At 37.5% G+C, this 19,737-nt stretch carries 8 protein-coding genes, 2 tRNA genes and 2 pseudogenes; 6 read left to right on the top strand and 6 right to left on the bottom strand.

Annotated elements, in window-relative coordinates; translation table 11 throughout:
- Positions 1-79: 79 nt before the first annotated feature.
- The 3 genes from ACFIM8_RS08180 to ACFIM8_RS08170 form a co-directional block, all read right to left on the bottom strand.
- On the bottom strand, positions 80-2,764 hold the full coding sequence (locus ACFIM8_RS08180) for an autotransporter outer membrane beta-barrel domain-containing protein (RefSeq protein ID WP_375614762.1): 2,685 nt from the start codon (positions 2,762-2,764) through the stop codon (positions 80-82).
- Between the two features lie 1,179 nt (positions 2,765-3,943).
- The gene (locus ACFIM8_RS08175; protein WP_375614761.1) at positions 3,944-7,081 is read right to left on the bottom strand and encodes an autotransporter outer membrane beta-barrel domain-containing protein; all 3,138 of its coding nucleotides are present in this window, start codon (positions 7,079-7,081) and stop codon (positions 3,944-3,946) included.
- Positions 7,082-7,757: 676 nt separating this feature from the next.
- Positions 7,758-13,313, bottom strand: a complete 5,556-nt coding sequence (locus ACFIM8_RS08170) for an autotransporter outer membrane beta-barrel domain-containing protein (protein WP_375607402.1) — start codon at positions 13,311-13,313, stop codon at positions 7,758-7,760.
- 198 nt (positions 13,314-13,511) lie between these two features.
- On the opposite strand from ACFIM8_RS08170, the gene ACFIM8_RS08165 reads away from it, so the two are divergent.
- From ACFIM8_RS08165 to ACFIM8_RS08145, 5 genes are all read left to right on the top strand, one after another.
- On the top strand, positions 13,512-14,462 hold the full coding sequence (locus ACFIM8_RS08165) for a siderophore ABC transporter substrate-binding protein (protein WP_375607403.1): 951 nt from the start codon (positions 13,512-13,514) through the stop codon (positions 14,460-14,462).
- A 105-nt stretch (positions 14,463-14,567) separates the two neighbouring features.
- Positions 14,568-15,524 (top strand): ABC transporter permease, encoded by a 957-nt coding sequence (locus tag ACFIM8_RS08160; RefSeq protein WP_375607824.1) that lies wholly within the window; start codon positions 14,568-14,570, stop codon positions 15,522-15,524.
- The gene (locus tag ACFIM8_RS08155) at positions 15,517-16,467 is read left to right on the top strand and encodes an iron chelate uptake ABC transporter family permease subunit (RefSeq protein WP_375607825.1); all 951 of its coding nucleotides are present in this window, start codon (positions 15,517-15,519) and stop codon (positions 16,465-16,467) included. Before ACFIM8_RS08160 ends, ACFIM8_RS08155 begins: the two co-directional genes overlap by 8 nt.
- Entirely contained in the window at positions 16,464-17,222 is a 759-nt protein-coding gene (locus tag ACFIM8_RS08150; protein ID WP_375609619.1) for an ABC transporter ATP-binding protein, read from the top strand. Before ACFIM8_RS08155 ends, ACFIM8_RS08150 begins: the two co-directional genes overlap by 4 nt.
- Before the next feature lie 63 nt (positions 17,223-17,285).
- Positions 17,286-17,356: transfer RNA gene (locus ACFIM8_RS08145), tRNA-Gln, on the top strand.
- A gap of 140 nt (positions 17,357-17,496) precedes the next feature.
- Here ACFIM8_RS08145 and ACFIM8_RS08140 read toward each other — a convergent pair.
- The 3 genes and pseudogenes from ACFIM8_RS08140 to ACFIM8_RS08135 form a co-directional block, all read right to left on the bottom strand.
- Positions 17,497-17,707, bottom strand: a pseudogene (locus ACFIM8_RS08140) (DNA adenine methylase); the annotation flags it as partial.
- A 922-nt stretch (positions 17,708-18,629) separates the two neighbouring features.
- A pseudogene (locus ACFIM8_RS09480) lies at positions 18,630-18,719 on the bottom strand (DNA adenine methylase); the annotation flags it as partial.
- Positions 18,720-18,952: 233 nt separating this feature from the next.
- Positions 18,953-19,342, bottom strand: a complete 390-nt coding sequence (locus ACFIM8_RS08135) for a VOC family protein (RefSeq protein ID WP_375607407.1) — start codon at positions 19,340-19,342, stop codon at positions 18,953-18,955.
- Between the two features lie 248 nt (positions 19,343-19,590).
- Between ACFIM8_RS08135 and ACFIM8_RS08130 the strand changes: the two genes are divergently transcribed.
- Positions 19,591-19,664, top strand: a tRNA-Gln gene (locus ACFIM8_RS08130).
- The last annotated feature ends 73 nt before the right edge of the window (positions 19,665-19,737 follow it).

The raw sequence follows: 19,737 nt of genomic DNA, 5'->3' as shown, positions 1-19,737 counted from the left end.
TTAAAAAGTTGCAAACAAATAATAAAAAACCACAAGCTATGCTTATGGCTTTTTAAACAACTTACCCCAAGACGATCACCTAAAAACGATAGCGCAATCCACCAGAAAAACTGATTCCAGAAAAACCACCTTTACTCAACTTATGCTGATAAACCAAATCACCATGAAGCGCAAATTTTTGAGACAAGCAAGCATTAAGACCTAATCCAGCCTCTAGAGAAGAACCAAAAGCCGCTAACTGGAAAGAATCTTTAAAACGCACAGCTCTTTCTTTGCCAAAATCATGAGCAAAATGAATCTTTCCATAAAAAGAAACATCACGATCTTTTTCAGACGCAGTAAGAGTCTTTATCAAACGACCACCCATACGCACCATCAATTGATCAAGTTTATCCATCTCAATATTAAAATTATCAATATCGCGGGCCTCATTAAATTGAAGATGCTGATAAACAACCTGAACCTGTGGATCAAAAACAACACCTTCATATCCTGTGGCAATTTTCTGACCACTCATCAAGGAAACACTTAAAGGGTTACCTTTCAATGTTGCCGTTTTACCCCGTGCAGTTGTCAGAACATCTCCCTTAAACAGACCATACGATAACAAACCATCAACATAGAATCCTACATCATGCTGCATACTGCCATAAACTGTAGCAGTCCATTTATCAAATGTACTTTTTTGGCTTTGTGCAACATCTCGAGGTTGTAGAGAAAGCTTTCCATAAGACCCCATCACCCCAAAGGATATAACACTGTCAACATTTTCAACAGTTTGTAGCAAAACACCTGTCTCTAGTGCATAGTACCCTAGATCTCCCCCATAACCATATTCAAGCGCAGATAAATCTGAGGCATAACGATAACTCCCACCATAGCCACGCAAAAATGAAGCAGGATTTTCATGAATTTCCAACATTCCACTAAAATTAGTCCGTACTATCTCTAACTGCTTGTTTTGATTACTGATATCTATCAAACCAGCGTGGAATAAACTATTTGGCAAAAGCAGATAAGTTGGCACCTGAGGAACAACAACCTTAACGCCTTGCCTAGAATGATGCTCACCACCTAAACCAAGTTTAGAACTCTGAGTTAATCTAAATGTAGTATCAGAATCAACAAATCCATTTTCGAGGCGGAAATCCCAAAAATCTCCTTCACCTTCGACTAATCTTTGAGACGCACTCGCTCTTCCTAATTCAGAGTTTGGGCCATAAGCATGAAGCCTATATTGGTAAGGTAGACCGTCCAATGCAATATAATCACCATCCAACAAGAAAGAATCTTTCTCTGCTGTTCCAGAAACCTGAATAATCGAGATACCTTTATCATTTCCATAATGCCCCGTACCACCTCCTGGACTTCCTGAAACACCATGCACATGTATTATTGTTTTTCCTTCAATATCACCATGGAATAAAAGACGATCCGTTTTTTGATTCTGAAGAGCCCCCCCCTTATTCAAATAGGTGTTGAGATAAAGATGTGCATTACCTTGTGCTTTATAAACTTCACCTGTTCCTCTCCCAACACGAAGTGTTTGATAGCCATCAACTATGTTAGTTTCTGGTTGTTCAAAAATAATAGAACTATCAATAAGATGTATTAATGAAATTGATGAAACACCTATAGAACTAGAAACTTGTAAATTTTTATTTTTCGGCCGTGATAAAATCCATTTTGAATCACCTCTCAACCGAAATTCAGCAGAAGAACTTTCATCAACATGTGTCCCCCCTACAAGTGTAGAAGCATCCACTGAAACCTTCACAAAAGAGCCATCCTCAACCTTCAGTAATAAATCTCCAGAAAGTTTGGAATTATCCAACAGCCTAACAACACCACCAGATCCTCTGCTATAAATAGCTGCACTCTTTGGAACTGTAAAAGAGGTTCTTGTCAAGCCAACAATCCCTCGTACGGGTAAGTTCGTTTTTGGAAGACTTCCGAACATCTCTTCCTCACCCGCAAAAATATAAAAATAATGAGGATACTCGTGATCCTTCATTTCCTCATTTCTGTCTCCTAGTCCCTCCCAAAAACGCAACCCATAAGACGTATTACTTTCTACCAAAACCGTAGAATCCACGATAGTTATAAAGATACCCTTCCCATCGATATTATTCCCATGCATTGAAAAACCATGAGCATTGGCTAGATTAACTTTACCTTTCTCAAAATGGATACTCCCAGCATCAAACGCATGAAAAGCTGAATTTTCATTATGGTCATCTATACTCATCCCCTGACTACCTTGTTCGGTAATAGAACTACTCCTTAAATCGACCTGTCCCCAATTTCTTACTTCAACTCCGATACCCTTTGTAAAGTTAATCTCTCCTCTTTCTATAATCACTTGTCCATGTTCACTCGCCACGACCCCATACTTCCAAAAACTTTCTTTTGAAATAACAGCACTTGAAGCATCCTTAACAGTTATATTTTTCCCGAAGAGAAGCGTTTTTCTTCCAGATGCTTGTATAGCAACAGTTTCATTCGTATTTTCATCAGTTTTTTGATAATTTTTATTGTAAAAGTAGTGTTTTTTACCATCATTACACCGATAAAATTCACTATTCATAATACATGAAAATTGATCCTGATTATTTTGTGTCTTACCATTAACGCCAGAACGACCTTGTACCCCAGTATTAACAACAGCACCATCTTGAACCGTAGCATCAACATTGTGTGCAAAAAAAAGAAATGCTGTTGTAAAAGTACATAAGGAAAAACGATTTTTAAATAGATTGACCATAATTACACCATAATTTTGCCCATAAAAGTAACACGTAATGTATCAAAGAAAACTTAACAAAGAGAAAAATTAGTACGTTTTGGATTAACTGTGCAGACCTTATTAATTCTTTTTGTGTTTTATGTAAATATGGAATTTAAAAGTTACTAAAAATACAGACTAAATCTATTTTTTTATAAGGAATTTGCAAAAATATAACTGAAAAATGAGAGAAAAATCATCTTTAAAGTTGTTATTTAAAAGCAGCTTTAAGAGATTTTTGTACATTAAGAATGCCTATTTTAACTGTTGTTTAATCAATACCCAAAGCGTGTATAATTAATATTCGAGATAAATATTATATTGAAACAATAGGCACTCGTAAGCAGACAAAACTGAATATATGCCAAAATTGGGAAGCAAAGCTATCACATACAGCTGTTTTAGACAGTGTTTATGGAAATACGAACTAATTTAGAAAGAGGAGGAAAGTGTAAAAATTAAAATCTGTTCCGATTTTTACCATCTCTTTTCAACATTTTAAAATATTCAGAGCCGTATCTAAAAGGTGAAAATGACATATAATTTTATCTTTTTATTTATCACATTCTTTAAAGAAAACGCACTTTCAAAAAAATAATACGTTATTTATGTTTCTAATCCACCAATTTTCTCAGATATACCTCATTATTTCCATCCCCATTTCATAACGACAGCAGATATAATATCAAGTTTATCGGATACAGCCCTCATTGCGCCTGAGTAGCATCTTTGTCTTTGCCAATTTCTAATATTGTAAATCCTCTCCTCTTAACATAATCCCCCAAATTATATTGACTCCTTTCTTAAACGATTATCCACTTGCTAATCTTACATATAATAGACAAAGGAATGCTTTTTATGGATTCATCATAAGAGCATTGAAAATATTTCAGCGCCCTAAATTAAAAAATATCTTTATAAATCAAAATATTATAAATAATATAATAATCACTCTGAAATACGCATTTTGAAACGATAACGTACAAACTCTTCAGATTTTTCAAAAAAAACGAAAGAAGTCCAACCCAAAAGCATATTAAAGATATGCAAAGTCACACTCTCGTAAAAATGCTATAACACAAAATGAATAGATAATGAGAAAAAGCCACAAGTATAACTTGTAGCTTTTTGAAAGATTAATCAAAAACAGCAACAAAACTAGAAATGATAACGCAATCCACCTGAAAAACTCGTTCCAGAAAAACCAGCTTTCGTTAGTTTGTGCTGATAAACCAAATCACCGTAAAGCGCAAATTTTTGAGATAATTGAGCATTAAAACCTAATCCAGTTTCTAATGAAGAACCAAAAGCACCTAACTGAAAAGCATCTTTAAAATGCACAAATTGTTTTCCTTCAAAACCATGAGCAAGATGAAGCTTGCCATAGAAAGAAACAACCTGAGCCTCATCAGTAGCAACCAGCCTCTTTGTTAAACGCCCTCCAACACGCCCTACCCACTGATGAAGTTTTCCTAAATCAATATCAAAGCCGTCCACATCACGTACCTTATTAAATTGAAGATATTGATAAACAACCTGAACTTGCGGATCAAAAACAAAACCGTCCTCTCCTACCATAAATGTTTTACCAGCAGACAATGAAGCACTTAAAGGATTTCCCTTTAATGTTGCCGTCTTGCCCCGTGCAGTTGTTAGAACATCACCTTTAAACAAACCGTAAGACACAAGACCATCAACGTAAAAACCTGCATCATGCTGCATACCACCGTATGCCGTAACTGACCATTTATCAAATGTACTTTTTTGACTCTGCTCAACATTCAAAGGTTGCAAAGAAAATCTCTCGTAAGCCCCGATAATTCCAAAAGAAGTGGAACCATACATATTTTCGATTGCTTTTAGCAAAACACCTGCTTCTAGTGCATTATAATTAAACTCGCCGCCATAACCATATTCAAGCGCGGAAAGATTTGAAGTATAACGATGATTGCCGCCATAACCGCTCACAAAAAAGAGAGGGTTTTCACGACTTTCTAATAAGCCCCCAGAAGTAATTCGCAAAGCTTCTAACCGCTTATTTTGATTGTTAACATTCATCAAACCAATATGACGTAAAGCATTAGGCAAAAGGAGATAAGTCGGAACCTGCGGAACAACAGCCTTAACGCCCGGCTTAGGACGAGGATGGGGCTCCGGAGCTGGTTCTGGAGAAGGTTCTGGTCCCGGAATTGGCTTAGGAGAAGGATCTGGTTTAGGTTGAACATCAGAATCTATAGACCTACTTTCAAGGCGGAAATCCCAAAATTCTCCGCTCCCTTCCACTAATCTTTGATCCATGCTTGCTTTTCCAAACTCAGACCCTGGACCATAACCATAAAGCTTATATTGATAAGGTAATTCGTTTAACGCTACATAACCACCTTTCAACTGAAAAGAATCTTGCTTTGCTTCTCCTGAAACCTGAATGACTGAAATACCTTCATTATTTCCCCCCTTTCCCGTATATCCTCCTGGACTTCCTGCAACTCCATGCACTTGGAGCTTTGTTTTTCCCGAAACATCCCCATGAATTAAAACACGATCAGTCTTTTGCTGATTAAGAGCACCACCACTATTCAGGTATGTATTAAGGGAAATAGAGGCACCTTCCCGTGCTCTATAAACCTCACCCTTTCCCTTTCCAATACGAAGAGTTTGATAATCATCAACAGAAGAAGATTCATGTCTTTTAAAATGAATAGAGCTATCACCCATAAGACTAACGAGTGAAATAGAAGAATCATGTGCAGCCGCATGTTGATCTTTTTGCAGCGGTTGTTGTAAAATCCATGTAGAACGACCTCCCAAATAAAGTTCGGCATTAGAGTCTTTATCAACGTGTGTGCGACCTTCAAGCGTAGAAGCATCAGCCAAAACGATCACAGATGCCCCTTTCTCAGCTTTTAATAAAAAATTCCCTGAACGAAGAGTGCTTTTCATCAAACTCACCGCACCAGAAATAACATTGCTGCCATAAAGAGCCGTATCGTCTTCAACAGAAAACTCTGTTGTATCCAAATTAACAACTTCCAATCGTGGTGGAGCTTTTTCTTCCTCTAATGAAATCTCCTCTTTTTTATCCCCATCTTCGCTCCATGGCTTTTCTCCCTGAAAATAGATACCATAAGATCCCTCACCCTTTACATTAATAGTAGAGGATTTAATATTAACCTCAGTCGCAGAAATTCCAGACTCAGAATGAGAATCCTTATTAGATAAATCTTTAACTTCCTGCTGAGAAATAGGATTGATTGTATTTTCTAATAATATGCCATGGACATCCACAGCACGAACAGTCGTACCTTTTAAATTAACAATCCCCTCTAAATCCGTACGAAAAACCGCATGATTATCCGAATTTTTTTCTTTACCTTTCCCAGTAATTCTAACATTCTCGAGATTTACCTTCCCACCTAACATGGAAGAAACCCCATGACTGTTCATAAAATCAACTGATCCACCTGACATCCAAACTTCTGAACGCTCATAACTTAAAAGACTTGCATTCCCATCAGCTGTCTTAATGTCTGTATCTTCTAAAAGAACAAACGAGTTCTCTGCTGCATCAACACCTTCATAACTTTCCTCAATCTTTCCATTTTTTACCTCAATCACTCCATTACTTGCACGAAGTCCTATAACTGTATTTTTGATAGTCGGATCTTTTAAAAAAACCTTACCGTTTTCTAATACGTGCACACCCACTAGAAAAGTCTCATCAGAAACTTCACTGCTAACAGTTACATTCTCTCCATCAACTCTGGTCCCTATTCCCTTCACCGTTATAGCAGTAGGATTAGCAGGGTAGTTGGAAATATTTGCACTCGTAATTGTATAAGATTTATTATTAATTTTGGATTCCCCGCAATTATCGCATACATAATACAACCCACTATAGTAATAAAAACCAGGATTCACTCCTCTTCCATCAGAGTCTGCATCTTTAACAGAGTTATCTACATTTTTCTGATGTCCATACCATCCATCCACTCCACTCAGCTTACGATAGTCATTTCCTCCACGAATACCCTCATCGTTATTGCCAACAGGGGTCTGATGAGAAGTATAATGATTATTCTGCCCACTCTCTCCACCAAGGGGAGGCTTGTGTATGTTACTCCCACTAAGATGAGGACCAGAAGTAATACCGATACCGTTGATCGGAGTAACCGTTATAATATAAGGTTTACCATCCTCCTCTGCAGCCGCATACACTTCTCTTCCATTTTGAAGCAAAGAGAGGATAGCTGTTGTACAAGCACATAAACATACATGATTTCTAAAAATTTTAATCATAGTTCCCTCGAAACTTTCCTTCCCCTCTCATTAAAAACAAAAGCACTTACAAAACACCCCCTTGCACACCTCAAAAATACGAAAAGTGTAACAAAAGAACATGCCTCATGCCTATTTGAACTGTGCAATGAACTATCCCAATAAATTTGGCAAAAGCTCTACGCTAAAAACCATCTATAAGAGAATAACAACAAAACACAATTTATAAGTGTATAATGCATTCTGTATTTCGTGTAAAGAAAAAATGAAACCAGTGCGTGCAATTAATTAAAAACACAATCTAGCCTTGTGAACTTTAAAAATTAATCCACAAGGAGATGAATGAAACAATGATTTAAATCCGTAAAAAACAAACTCTCAAAAACGAGCTTTAGAAAACATCAAATATTATATTAGATAATATCAATACAGTACTAAAAATGATAACGTAACGCATACCATTCTGCTGAACGCTTAAAAAGCCGATAAAAGCGAAGCACTCTATCGCATCAGTAGCAGCATAAATTTTAAGAAAATTCGCTTTAGCGGAGAAAAGTGCTCTCATACACAAAAAAACTATGTTTTTTTTGCTCAATCAAGAAGACGAAAATCTTTTAAAGACAACACAAGTTGTTACAAAGAAAAAAGGCAGCACAATGTGCTGCCTTTTCTAAAAAGGTACATAGTGTACCTTATATTAAAACTGATAACGTATTCCTCCGGAAAAACTTGTTCCCGAAAAACCAGCCTTATTAAGCTTATGTTGATAGAGAATATCAGCATGCAGAGAGAACTGTGGCAACAATTTAGCATTAAAACCTAATCCAGCCTCTAGAGAAGAACCAAAAGCTCCTAACTTGAAAGCATCATTGAAATGCACAGACTGTTTTCCTTCAAAACCATGAGCAAGATAAAGCTTACCATAGAAAGCAACAGCATTCACGCCTTCAGAACCTGTAGGAATCTTGGTTAAACGTCCACCAACACGTGCTACCCACTGATTAAGGTTACCCATTTCAATATTAAAATTGTCGATATCACGGGCCTTATTAAACTGGAGATGTTGATACACAACCTGAACCTGCGGATCAAAGACAAAGCCCTTATATCCTGTCATAATTGTCTGACCACCAGCTAAAGAAACACTCAAAGGATTACCTTTTAATGTTGCTGTTTTACCCCGTGCAAGGGTGAGAACATCACCTTTGAACAGACCATAGGATAAAAGACCGTCAACATAGAAGCCAACATTATGCTGCATGCTACCATATACCGTAGCAGTCCATTTATCAAATGCACTCTTCTGACTGTGCTCAACATTCACAGGCTGCAGAGAAAGTTTTCCATAAGTTCCCATAACGCCAAAGGATATAGCACTATCAGCATTTTCAATAGTTTGCAGCAAAACACCTGCCTCTACACCATTATAACTAAGATCACCTCCGTAACCATATTCAAGTGCGGACAGATCTGAAGTATAACGGTAACTTCCACCATAGCCGCGCAAGTATAAAGCAGGATTTTCACGAACCTCTACCATTCCTGTAGAAGTCATCCGCAACGTCTCCAATTGCTTATTTTGATTGCTAATATCCATCAAACCAGCGTGGAATACGCTATTAGGCAAGCTGAGATAAGTTGGAACCTGTGGAACAACAGACCTTACAAATTGTGCAGGAAGGGCAGCAGATCCAACAGACTTAACATACTGATTTTCTAGACGGAAGTTCCAAAATTCTCCACCATCCTTAACAAATTTCTGCTGAACATGCTCCTGTTTCGAAGTCGCTTCTGGAGCATAAGCACGAAGGGTGTATTTGTAAGGTGAGTTTCTCAGTGCAACATAATTGCCATCGAGTTGGAAAGAGTCTTTCTTCGCTTGACCATAAACCTGAATAATTGAAACACTATGAGCAATCTTGGCATTCGCTTTACCATCTCCTGCATTGCCCGCATCACCTCGTACATGTATTTTTGTTTTTCCAGAAACATCACCATGAATGACAAGCCGATCAGTGACTTGCTGATCACTCGGATCACGAGGATTTAAACGTGCATTGAGATGAATTACAGCATTACCCTGTGCCGCATAAACTGTTCCTTTCCCATTTCCAATATGGAGAGTCTGATATTTGCCTTCAGATTCCGAAGGTGCAAAATCAATAGCACTATTTACAAGACTTACAGAAGCAATGCATGAATCCACACATCCTGAATCTAGAGTTCCTAAATTCCTCTGTGCACTTCTTTTTAGAATCCACTGTGAATTATTAGCCAAGTCTAATTTTGCATAAGAATTTTTATCAACGCGAACACCGCCTGTAACAATAGAACTATCAACTGAAACCAATATGTTCGAATCATTCTCGGCTTTTAATAACAAGTCACCAGCAAGAGTTGTTTTATTTTCTAATGAAACATGACCACCAGAATTATTACCATAGATAGCTATACCATTTGCAACTTGAAAATCAGTTTTTTTCAACGAAACTGTTCCCGTTACGCCTATAGGTGTATTCTCCTGTTTGGATACAACGCTCCGCTTAACAACGCCTGTTTGCGCAATTTCTAGATTCTGACTTCGATTTTGTTGACTCGCTTCCTTCTGTGTTCCCCCATCAAAATATATGCCGTAGACTCCGTCGCCTTCCACTTTAACAGTAGAAAACTCGATATTTACGTAATTCATAGTAGGACGAACGTCAGAAGATCTCCTTCTCCTAGAAGAGCCGGTCTCAACCACATTATCATCAGACTTTATAATCCACAAAGCATGAGCATCAGTAACAACATTTCCGTTCTTAAAATCAACAGAAGCATTATCACTCACCAAAAAAGCTGCACGTCCAAATTTCTCTGTAGAATTCGACTTTCCTGCTTCTTTTTTCGCAGTAATATTAACTTTGTTTAATCTTACACGTCCCCCCGCTTCTGATCTCACAGCCACTCCATTTGTCAGCATAACCGTTCCAGAGTCCATAGTTACCTCACCAGCCTGACTCGCCAAACCAGCCACAGCTAAATCCCCCGTTACGTTAATTTTCGTATCCTTTAAATTAACAGATGATCCAGAACCCGCCAAAGCGCCCACATAAAGCGCATTGACTGTTCCAGCGTTCATCGTAATCTTTCCACCCCTTTGCGCTTCAAGCCCAATTAGAGAAGATTGAATTGTTGAATTTTTTTCCAAAACGACTTCTGCGCTATCTTCTGCAAAAACAGCACTCATAGCCTTTAATTCAGTAAGATCAACATTGCTTTCGTTATCACTCCCCCCCATAATTGTAGCATTCTCCAACTTAATAACTGTATTCTCATTCTGTGCATGCATAGAATGCTGAACTTTATCATTCCCTTTCAGTATAAGATTTTTTATTGTATGTGTCTTACCATCACCGCATGCATAAAGAGCTTTCTCCACAGCATTCCTCTCTTCGCTATTGTTCTGTATATCATTACACTGAGAAGAAACACCACCATCACCAGAACGACCCAATACAAGAACACGCCCAACAGGTCCACTAGGTTTTACGCCAGATGCAGCCGCCGATCCTATAGATGAAAATTCCTGATGTACACCACCTGTATCAGATCTCAAAAGTGAAACACTTGAAGGAGAAATTATAGCTCCAGATTCTCCAGACACAGAAGGTTCCGCCAAACCACCACTATCTCCTCTTCCACGAGCGTCAGTGACAGTATTAGAAACACGAGGAACAACATATTGATTTTCTAAGCGAAAATCCCAAACACTCCTACTATTCGCATCTCCACTACTTGCAATTAATTTCTCATCAAAAGGTCGCATTTCCGAAGAAGAAATGGTTGGACCATAAGCGTGAAGAATATACTTATAAGGCGACCCTTCTCGTGTAATATAATCACCGTCTAGCCTAAAAGAATCCGCCTCTGCTTGTCCGAAGACCTGAATAATTGAAATACTATGAGATTGCTTATCATCTTGTTGTGTTCCTTCTGAAGTATCTTTTACACGCACTATCGTTTTCCCAGCAACATCACCATGAATCAAAAGCCTGTCAGACATTTGATCACTATCCGAAGTATTAGGAACTAAACGCGCATTAAAGTAAATATAAGAATCTCCAGAAGCAGCGTAAACCGTGCCGTTCCCATCCCCAACGCGAAGCGTTTGATAACCTCCATCTCTATTTTCGGATCGTAAAAACGCAATAACACTATCTTTGAGATCTATAGACGAAACACAAGAATCTATACAATCTGTATCCGAAGCTTCATTACTATACTTACTTTTTACTAAATGCCACTCTGATGAAGCAGCTAAAAAAAGGTTTGCACTCGCGGTGCTATCAATGCGTGCAGAACCTACAATACTAGAATCATGAGCAAAAACCTTCAAACTAGAAGAACCTGTAGCACGCAATAATAGATCACCAGAAACTAATGTGTCTTGTCCTAAAGCAACAGAACCGCTCGAATCGTTACCATAAATGGCCACACCATCTGGAACCTTGAGAACAGAACGTCTTAAAAGAACCATATGCCTCCCATCTACTTCTGGTTCTTCCGAGAAAGATACTTGGCTTTCTACAACACCTCCAGTAGTTACTGTAGCTATAGTTGCTCCTGCAACATCACTACTTCTTTTAACTCTAGCACTTGATTCTTCTCCTTCTTCACTTTGATTATTCGTTTCTAAACTTCTTTTTTCGAATTCTGGTTCACTTTTACCAAAATATATACCATAAGAGCCTCTATCTTTTACTGTAATAACCGAATAATTGATAGCAGACCTAATGCTAGCATAGTCATCAGCAAAAGTATTCTCAACAAATTCAGTAAAACTATCGACCTTTCCACGACCAGACTTTAAATTAATGACACTAAAGAGACCATTTTCAATACCGTAATTACTATTTATCCATAGAACAATAGCATTAGAACCGTTAAAGATTACACGCTTAGAAGAAACAAAACCATCTTCCAATAAAAAAACAACACTCGGATCCAGTACACTAGAAGCAGCCTCTTCACCTAAAGTTCCTTCTGGAGATTCCTCATTGTTTCTCTCTTTTTCAGCAATATGAATTCTAACATCTTCTAGTTTAACAAATCCTTCGTCTTCCGCCAAAACCCCCACACCACCTTTTGCAAAAGTAATTGATCCAGATTTCATCGTTATTTGAGATTCACCAGAACTATGTAAACCAACTACATTCAGAGGTACTTTATCATTAACGACTTCCACATTAATATCTGTTCCCTCTAAAAAAATAGACGATTCAAAACTAGCTACAGCACCAAAAAAAGTTTTTTTGATGCTTCCTCCCTTCATATGAATATTTCCTTTGTACCCAGCCTCAAGACCAGTAACAAAGTTCTCGATATTTGACTTCAGCAATTCAACCTTTGCACCTGCTAACGAAAATACAGCACTCCCAAACCCCATAACAGCATTTTGAGCACTAAAGCTTTTAGGATCTACACCAACGATAGATACACCTTCTACCTTTACACTTGTCGCCTTAGCAATATTTACAGTTTTGGAAAGAGGTCCCCTTACAACGCTAGAACGCGAAGAGTCAACAACACTTACACCTCCGGAGGTATGCCCTCCTACAAGATTATTAACAGTCCTAGCAGTCCTGGCAGTTCTGGAACCTGCACCTCCCGTTACAACGCTAGAACGCGAACCATTCGCATTATCTATAACAAGACGCCCCACTGCAAACACAGCATTATCACCGTATTTTTTTACACGAATCTTACCTCCTTTTATTGTATGTTCTCCACCGTCCACACATATAATGGATCCACGCTCTAACTCACCAGAACTATTTTCACACATATCTGTACCGTTTTTAGGAAAAAGCGCAAAAAGAGGTATCCGTGAACCAGGAATTTGTCTTATAGAAACGTACGCTCTAGGCAATGAACCCTTTGCTTCTGATGTAGGTTCAATGAGTACCTCTAAATATTGCAATGCTGAAGATAGTCCTGTAACTATAGATTCAGGCGTTGGAACTATAGAAGAGATTGAGTTAGAGACAGATGTTGTAACTGTATCCAATGCAAGTGAAACTACCTTTTCAGCGATTGCATTAGAGACAGATGTTGTAATTGTACTAGGAACGAATGACGCAAATGGAGATAATACAGGCGAAGAGAATGAGAACCAACCATTCCCCATAGAAACATCTACACCTTGCAAAAAGAAGAAAGCACTTGTTGTCAGTGCGTACAAACGTGTACGCTTTTTAAATACATTGATCATATGTCAAACTTTCTAAATAATGTTGCAAAAACACTAGAATTAAGTGAAAATGAGGTAAGTGAACGATTTGTAACATATGTCAGTCAACTTTACAACATAGTGTTATTTATTTACGCTTCATTTTGTGCATAAAAATACCAAAGTTAAGTTTTTAAGTGCGCAAACCTTTGTAATATTAGATAAAAGGATAAAATCACGATGATAAAATATATGAAATGGATGACTTCTGTTTTACTGGTTGCAATTAGTTTTGCAACGATTTTGTGGACGCATACGAGTATTGCAAATACGAGTACCCAGACAAATATAACAATTGATCATGTTTCAGGCACGACTTCTGTTCCCACTTCTCCGCAAAAGGTTGTTGTGTTTGATCTTGCCTCGCTAGATAATATGAATCGCCTTGGTATCCAAGCAGTTATCGGCGTTCCTGAAGGAAAAAAACCTTCCTATCTGCAACAATTTGACGATGCAAAATATGAAAGAATAGGGACCGTTTTTGAGCCCGATTATGAAAAAATTGCCACTCTTCAACCCAATTTGATTATTATTTCCTCCAGAACCCAAGCAAAATATAAAGACTTATCCAAAATAGCTCCAACAATTGATCTAACAGTAGAAAATGAAAATTCTCTTGAAGATATTAAACGAAATGTGTCTATCCTTGGAAAAATTTTTGGCAAAACACAAGAAGCAGAAAAGGAAATTGCAAAACTCAATGAAGCTTTTGCTGAAGTCCATAAAAATACCCAAGGAAAAGGCACCGGGCTCATACTCATGACCTCTGGTGGAAAAATCAGTGCTTTCGGACCAAAATCACGTTTCGATATTTTTCACTCCGCTTTTGGAATTGCCCCTGCAACCGATAAACTTACCGTGCAAAAACATGGACAACTCATTTCTCCTGAATTCATTCTTGAAACCAATCCTGATTGGTTGTTAGTGATTGATCGCGATGCAGCCATTGGGCGGGAAGGACAATCCGCAGCACAATTGCTCAACAATGAGCTTGTTCACCGCACAACAGCAAGCAAACAAAACCAAATTATTTATTTGGACTCTTGGAGCTGGTATCGTGCAAATGGTGGTTTAACGGCACTCATTGAAACCGCACAGCAAATCAATGAAGCCTTTACAAAGAGCAAATAAGCGCACGAAAGAGCTTGCTTGCTATATAAATAAAATTTAAAAGCAGAGGTTGTTTATAAAATAACCTTTGTTTTTTTATTAAATTTTGTTAGAAAATGATTTAACGTGAAGAATTACTGGATAACCATAACACTTCTAATTTTCCTGTCTATCCTCAGCATTTTTGTTGGTTATTCTGATGTCTCACCTTCTAACCTTTTCGCAGCCGATCCCCATGCGTGGCTTATTTTTTGGCAAACGCGTCTTCCTCGTACCATTGCAATCATTTTAGTAGGCGCAGCACTTGCACTTTCAGGTATGATTATGCAACTATTAACACGCAATCGCTTTGTCGAGCCATCAACCGTCGGAACCGTTGAATCTGCTTCCCTTGGCATTCTTTTTATTATGATTTTTTTGCCCGATGTTCCTGTTTTAGGAAAAATGGTCGTTGCGACAATCTTTGCCATGGCAGGCACTTTACTTTTTATGTTTTTATTGCAACGCATTCCTCTAAAATCTGCTCTCATTGTCCCCCTTACAGGGATTATGCTAAGTTATATTATTGGCTCTTTAACCAATGCCATTGCAGATTATGAAATGTTACTTCCTTCTCTTCAAGCTTACTTATTTGGCAGTTTTGCGATGGTTCTTGAAGGAAAATATGAGCTTTTATGGTTATCCCTTCCCCTTTGTATTCTGGCCTATTGTACGGCTGATCGCTTTACGGTTGCAAGTTTGGGAGAAGATTTAACCAATAACCTTGGATTGAATTATCGTGTTGTCATGTTTTTTGGCCTTTTTATTGTCGCCTCAATTACCGCTGTTGTCGTCTGTACCATTGGCCGTATTCCTTTTGTTGGGTTGATTATTCCAAATATTGTTTCAAGTTTCATGGGAGATAATATGCGCTATACCGCTCCTTGGGTAGCAATCAGCGGCGCAGGATTGGTCTTGATTTGTGATCTTTTAGGACGAATCATTCAACCTTCTTTTGAAATTCCCATCAGTACCATGATGGGCGTGATCGGTAGTTTTATTTTTATAATACTCCTTTTACGCTGGAGAAAGCATCTTGGATAGAAAAAAAACAACAATATGTGTATTAACGACGCTTATCATCATGGCATGTACTGTCATTAGTCTTTACATGGCGTGGAATATCAATGTTTATACATGGACATTTCGCCTTACAAAACTTATCTCTCTGCTCCTTATTGCCTATGCAATAAGCGTTTCTACGGTTTTGTTTCAAACAATTGTTAACAATCGTCTTCTTACCCCTTCACTTATGGGATTTGATCAGCTTTATATTTTAATAAAGACTATCCTGCTGTATTTTGTAGGCTCTCTTTCTTTGCCCTTTTTGAATGAAGAAGGGCAGCTCATTCTCGAAGCCCTCATTCTCATTATCTTTTCAACAAGTCTTTTTCGCTGGCTCTTTTCAGGAAGCTTAAAAGGGCTTCACTTGACGCTTTTAATTGGTGTTGTTTTAGGCGGCTTTTTTTTCAGTTTACGCATGTTTATGCAATTGCAATTAAATCCAGACCAAATGATGAATTTAACGGACATCATGTTTGCAAATTTTAATAAATTCAATACGTCATTAATAAGCTTTGCCACAATCATTGTCTTCATTGTAAGTTTGATTGGATGGCGTTCACGTCATCTTCTTGATATTTTGGCTTTGGGACGTGAAAATGCTCTCAATCTTGGCGTTAATTACCACAAAAGTGCGACAGCTGTCCTTATTTTTGTTTCCATTCTTGTATCCATTTCCACCGCATTGGTAGGCCCCGTCACTTTTTTTGGACTGTTAGTTGCCAATCTTTCCTATGAACTTTCTCCTCAAACAAAACACAGTGTTGTTGTCCCTATTGCAATATTATTAGCGATTATTTGTTTGGTGGGGGGACAATTTATTTTAGAGCAAATTTTTCATATGGCAGGGCGTTTAAGTTTTATCATTGAGTTTTGTGGAGGTATTGTCTTCTTAATGTTATTGATGAAGGGAAAATTAAAATGATTGAGATCAATCATCTTTCCAAGGCGTACGGAGCACGATTGATTATCGATAATTTATGCCTTCATCTTCCAAAAGGGGGGATTATTTCTCTCATTGGGCCCAATGGTTCGGGAAAATCAACTCTTTTAATGCTGATAAGACGTCTTTTACCGCACCATCAAGGGACAATTAACATTGACGGCTTTGATATTGATAAAATTCCTCACGATATTTTGGCTCAAAAACTCTCAATTTTACGTCAAGATAATCCTTTATCCTTCCGTTTAACCGTGTATGATTTAGTAAGTTTTGGGCGCTATCCTTATTCAAAAGGCTGGTATACACATGAAGATAAACAATTTATCGACAGTGCACTACGATATCTGGACTTACAAGATTTACAAGACCGTTTTTTAGATGAACTTTCTGGCGGTCAGCGTCAACGCGCTTTTATAGCAATGGTTATCTGCCAAGACACTGATTATCTTCTCTTAGATGAGCCATTAAACAATCTGGATATGAAACATGCCGTTTCTATGATGAAGCAATTACGCCGCACAGCTGATGAACTGAAAAAAACCATTCTTATTGTTATGCACGATATTAATTTTGCCTCATCTTACTCAGATATGATTGTTGCACTGAAAAATGGGAAAGCAGCCTATTGTGGGACTCCAAAAGAAATCATGCAACCAAAAATTCTTAAAGACATTTATGATGTCGATATTCAAATCAAAACAATTAATGACATCCCTATCGCTCTTTATTATCGATAATCATAAAATTTTTTTCGCTTACATGCACCGTAGAATCTGCTAGGGATAGTAAAATTGGCTTATTGGGGAATAGTTTAATGGTGTAACAGCTGACTTTGACTTCGTCAATCTTGGTTCGAATCCAAGTTCCCCAGCCCGTATTTAATGATTGTAGCTTGTCATCGGGTTTTGTATAATTTGAAAGTAGATTTTGCATCAATTTATTTTTTTCAAAGGATCTTCAAAAACTTTCAAGGGTTATTTAAAATCCCTTTAATGCATATTTTCTCTTCCTCTAAAAATTGCAATTTGAGATGATAAGCTCTTGAGCCGGTGCGGATTCTTTGAACCACATGTATAAGATGTGCCAACCCCTTTTATCTTAAATTGGCTAAAGATTTTTCGGATCTGAAGCACATAATTGAGAGAGAAGAAACTTTCCCTTTAATTGCACAAGCAAAGCAAACATCGTCTGGTAATCCTCTCGCAAATAAATCCTTTCCATAATAATACACGTATATCTGTCTCTGTTTATGGGAAAGCCTTATCTAATAGCTATAAACCTATCTAAAGAGAGAATTCAAAAAAGAAAGCCGAGCCAAATGACATGACGCGGCTTTCAGATATTGATTATAAGATTCAAATGAATCATCCACAATGGAGTAATGAATGCATATATACAAAACGTATCATATTGCAAGGGCTCTATTTAGAAATATGAAAACTTATCAAAAGAAAATGCATCTTAAATGAATGTCTTCTCAATAAGGCTTTCATAAGTATCTTTTCATTTTGCACTCAAATGTAACTTCTTTGCAAATTAACCAGCTCAAATTTGAGTTGGCAAAATCAATCAACTCAATTTTGGAAGCATTATCTTTGGAATAGCCATCTTTAAACATTATAGCTTTTGACACAAAATTGAGTAAAATCCCATGCCTTAGATGTTACAATGGTTTTGAATTTTTCTGCCTCATTTTTTTTTCAATAGGTGCCCCCAAATTTTGAGAGAGCTCATTTGGTTTTGTATTTTTAAACTGTAACTTTTAAAACGTTTTTTCTCGCTTGCTTGCGTTATATCATTGAAATGCTTTCGGTTTGATAAGACATAACATTGTGATGATAGTATCTATATAATGCCTGCCTATCATTTACTAAATTTTTAGCAAGCGTTTTTAAAAACGTATCATAAAATTTATGACACGTTATGAATAATAACCGCTTTTCATTTCATTTGAATGCACCCATGCGTTATAGTATTTGCATCATGATTTGCTTTTTATAATCTATACATCCATGGCAATCCTATATAAAAAATGATCAATTCAAACATGCATAAAAGTATGGATTCTTAAGTGGATTCATATAAAATAATTGCACTTAATATATTTATTTTATTAGTTTTTGTACAATGCCTTTTTAACTTCATAAAGATATCAATTTCCTTGTAAAGAATATTCCTCCCATTCCAATAAAAGGCTCAATATAAGTGCGATGAGGGATAGCTTTTATGATTTTACAAGTACTGATCACTGGCCATGCAATAACGCCGACTGATCTCCAAACCAATTAGACCACCTGTGGAAACAGGCAGGCTGTGGGGCTGAATATAAATGGAACAGCACCGAACGAATAAGCCACGCGCCGCAAGTAAGCCTCTTAGCGTGCATAGCTTATAGGTTTTGGAAACAGATAATTATTATAATTGAGGTACTATAATTTAGGCGATTAAAGATCGGATCTCAAACTTTTTAATCCAGTGGACAAACACGAATAATGTGTCCGTCCGGATCTTTGATTAGGAAGGTACGTCCAAATACATCAGTATACGGTTCCTTCAAAACATTTATCTCAACAGTGGTTTGCTCTTGCCATTCCGCATATAGCTTATCTACGTCCTCTCCTGTTGGCAACATAATGCCGATTTCTGAAAAACGAGGCACATTCTCCTCAGGCGTATCGCCCCCTGACCAGAGAGCAAAGAGTGCATCCCCCGAAGAAGCAAATGCAACATAGCGTGGCGAAGTAAACACAGGCTCTTTCTTGAAGATGAATTTATAAAAAGCTGTAGAATACTCTATGTTTGAGACATATACCAACTGTAGGTTTGGGGTAACAGGATAAGTGGAAATATTACTCATTAATTCTCCATGATTTAGTAGAAACTGCCCCTATATAGAGGATATTTCAATAAGAGTTTGTGATGCTTCCATTCGCTGTGTGCTCTATTTATATGTTTTTACTCACTTATTGCTATATGCTAAAATATCGAGGCCGCCACCACTGGGATTATAATGATATCCCTATCGCTCTTTATTATTGATAATCTAAAGATTTTTTGCACTTGCCTACACTATAGAATCTGCTAGAAATGGTAAAATTGGCTTATTGGGGAATAGTTTAATGGTAGAACAGCGGACTCTGACTCCGTCAATCTTGGTTCGAATCCAAGTTCCCCAGCCAGCAGGTTTTGTATATTTTGCCACTAGGTTTTGTACCAATTCATTTTTTTTCAAAGAGTTTTAAAGGTGTTCTC

Source organism: Bartonella sp. AC535YNZD, from assembly GCF_042196625.1.
Taxonomy (GTDB): domain Bacteria; phylum Pseudomonadota; class Alphaproteobacteria; order Rhizobiales; family Rhizobiaceae; genus Bartonella.
This window is presented reverse-complemented; position numbering and strand designations above follow the sequence as displayed.

Bases quoted from the DNA above. Each gene is read 5' to 3' on its own strand.
- ACFIM8_RS08165 (WP_375607403.1), top strand. From the start codon at position 13,512: ATGATAAAATATATGAAATGGATGACTTCTGTTTTACTGGTTGCAATT.
- ACFIM8_RS08170 (WP_375607402.1), bottom strand. From the start codon at position 13,313: ATGATCAATGTATTTAAAAAGCGTACACGTTTGTACGCACTGACAACA.
- ACFIM8_RS08135 (WP_375607407.1), bottom strand. From the start codon at position 19,342: ATGAGTAATATTTCCACTTATCCTGTTACCCCAAACCTACAGTTGGTA.
- ACFIM8_RS08150 (WP_375609619.1), top strand. From the start codon at position 16,464: ATGATTGAGATCAATCATCTTTCCAAGGCGTACGGAGCACGATTGATT.
- ACFIM8_RS08175 (WP_375614761.1), bottom strand. From the start codon at position 7,081: ATGATTAAAATTTTTAGAAATCATGTATGTTTATGTGCTTGTACAACA.
- ACFIM8_RS08180 (WP_375614762.1), bottom strand. From the start codon at position 2,764: ATGGTCAATCTATTTAAAAATCGTTTTTCCTTATGTACTTTTACAACA.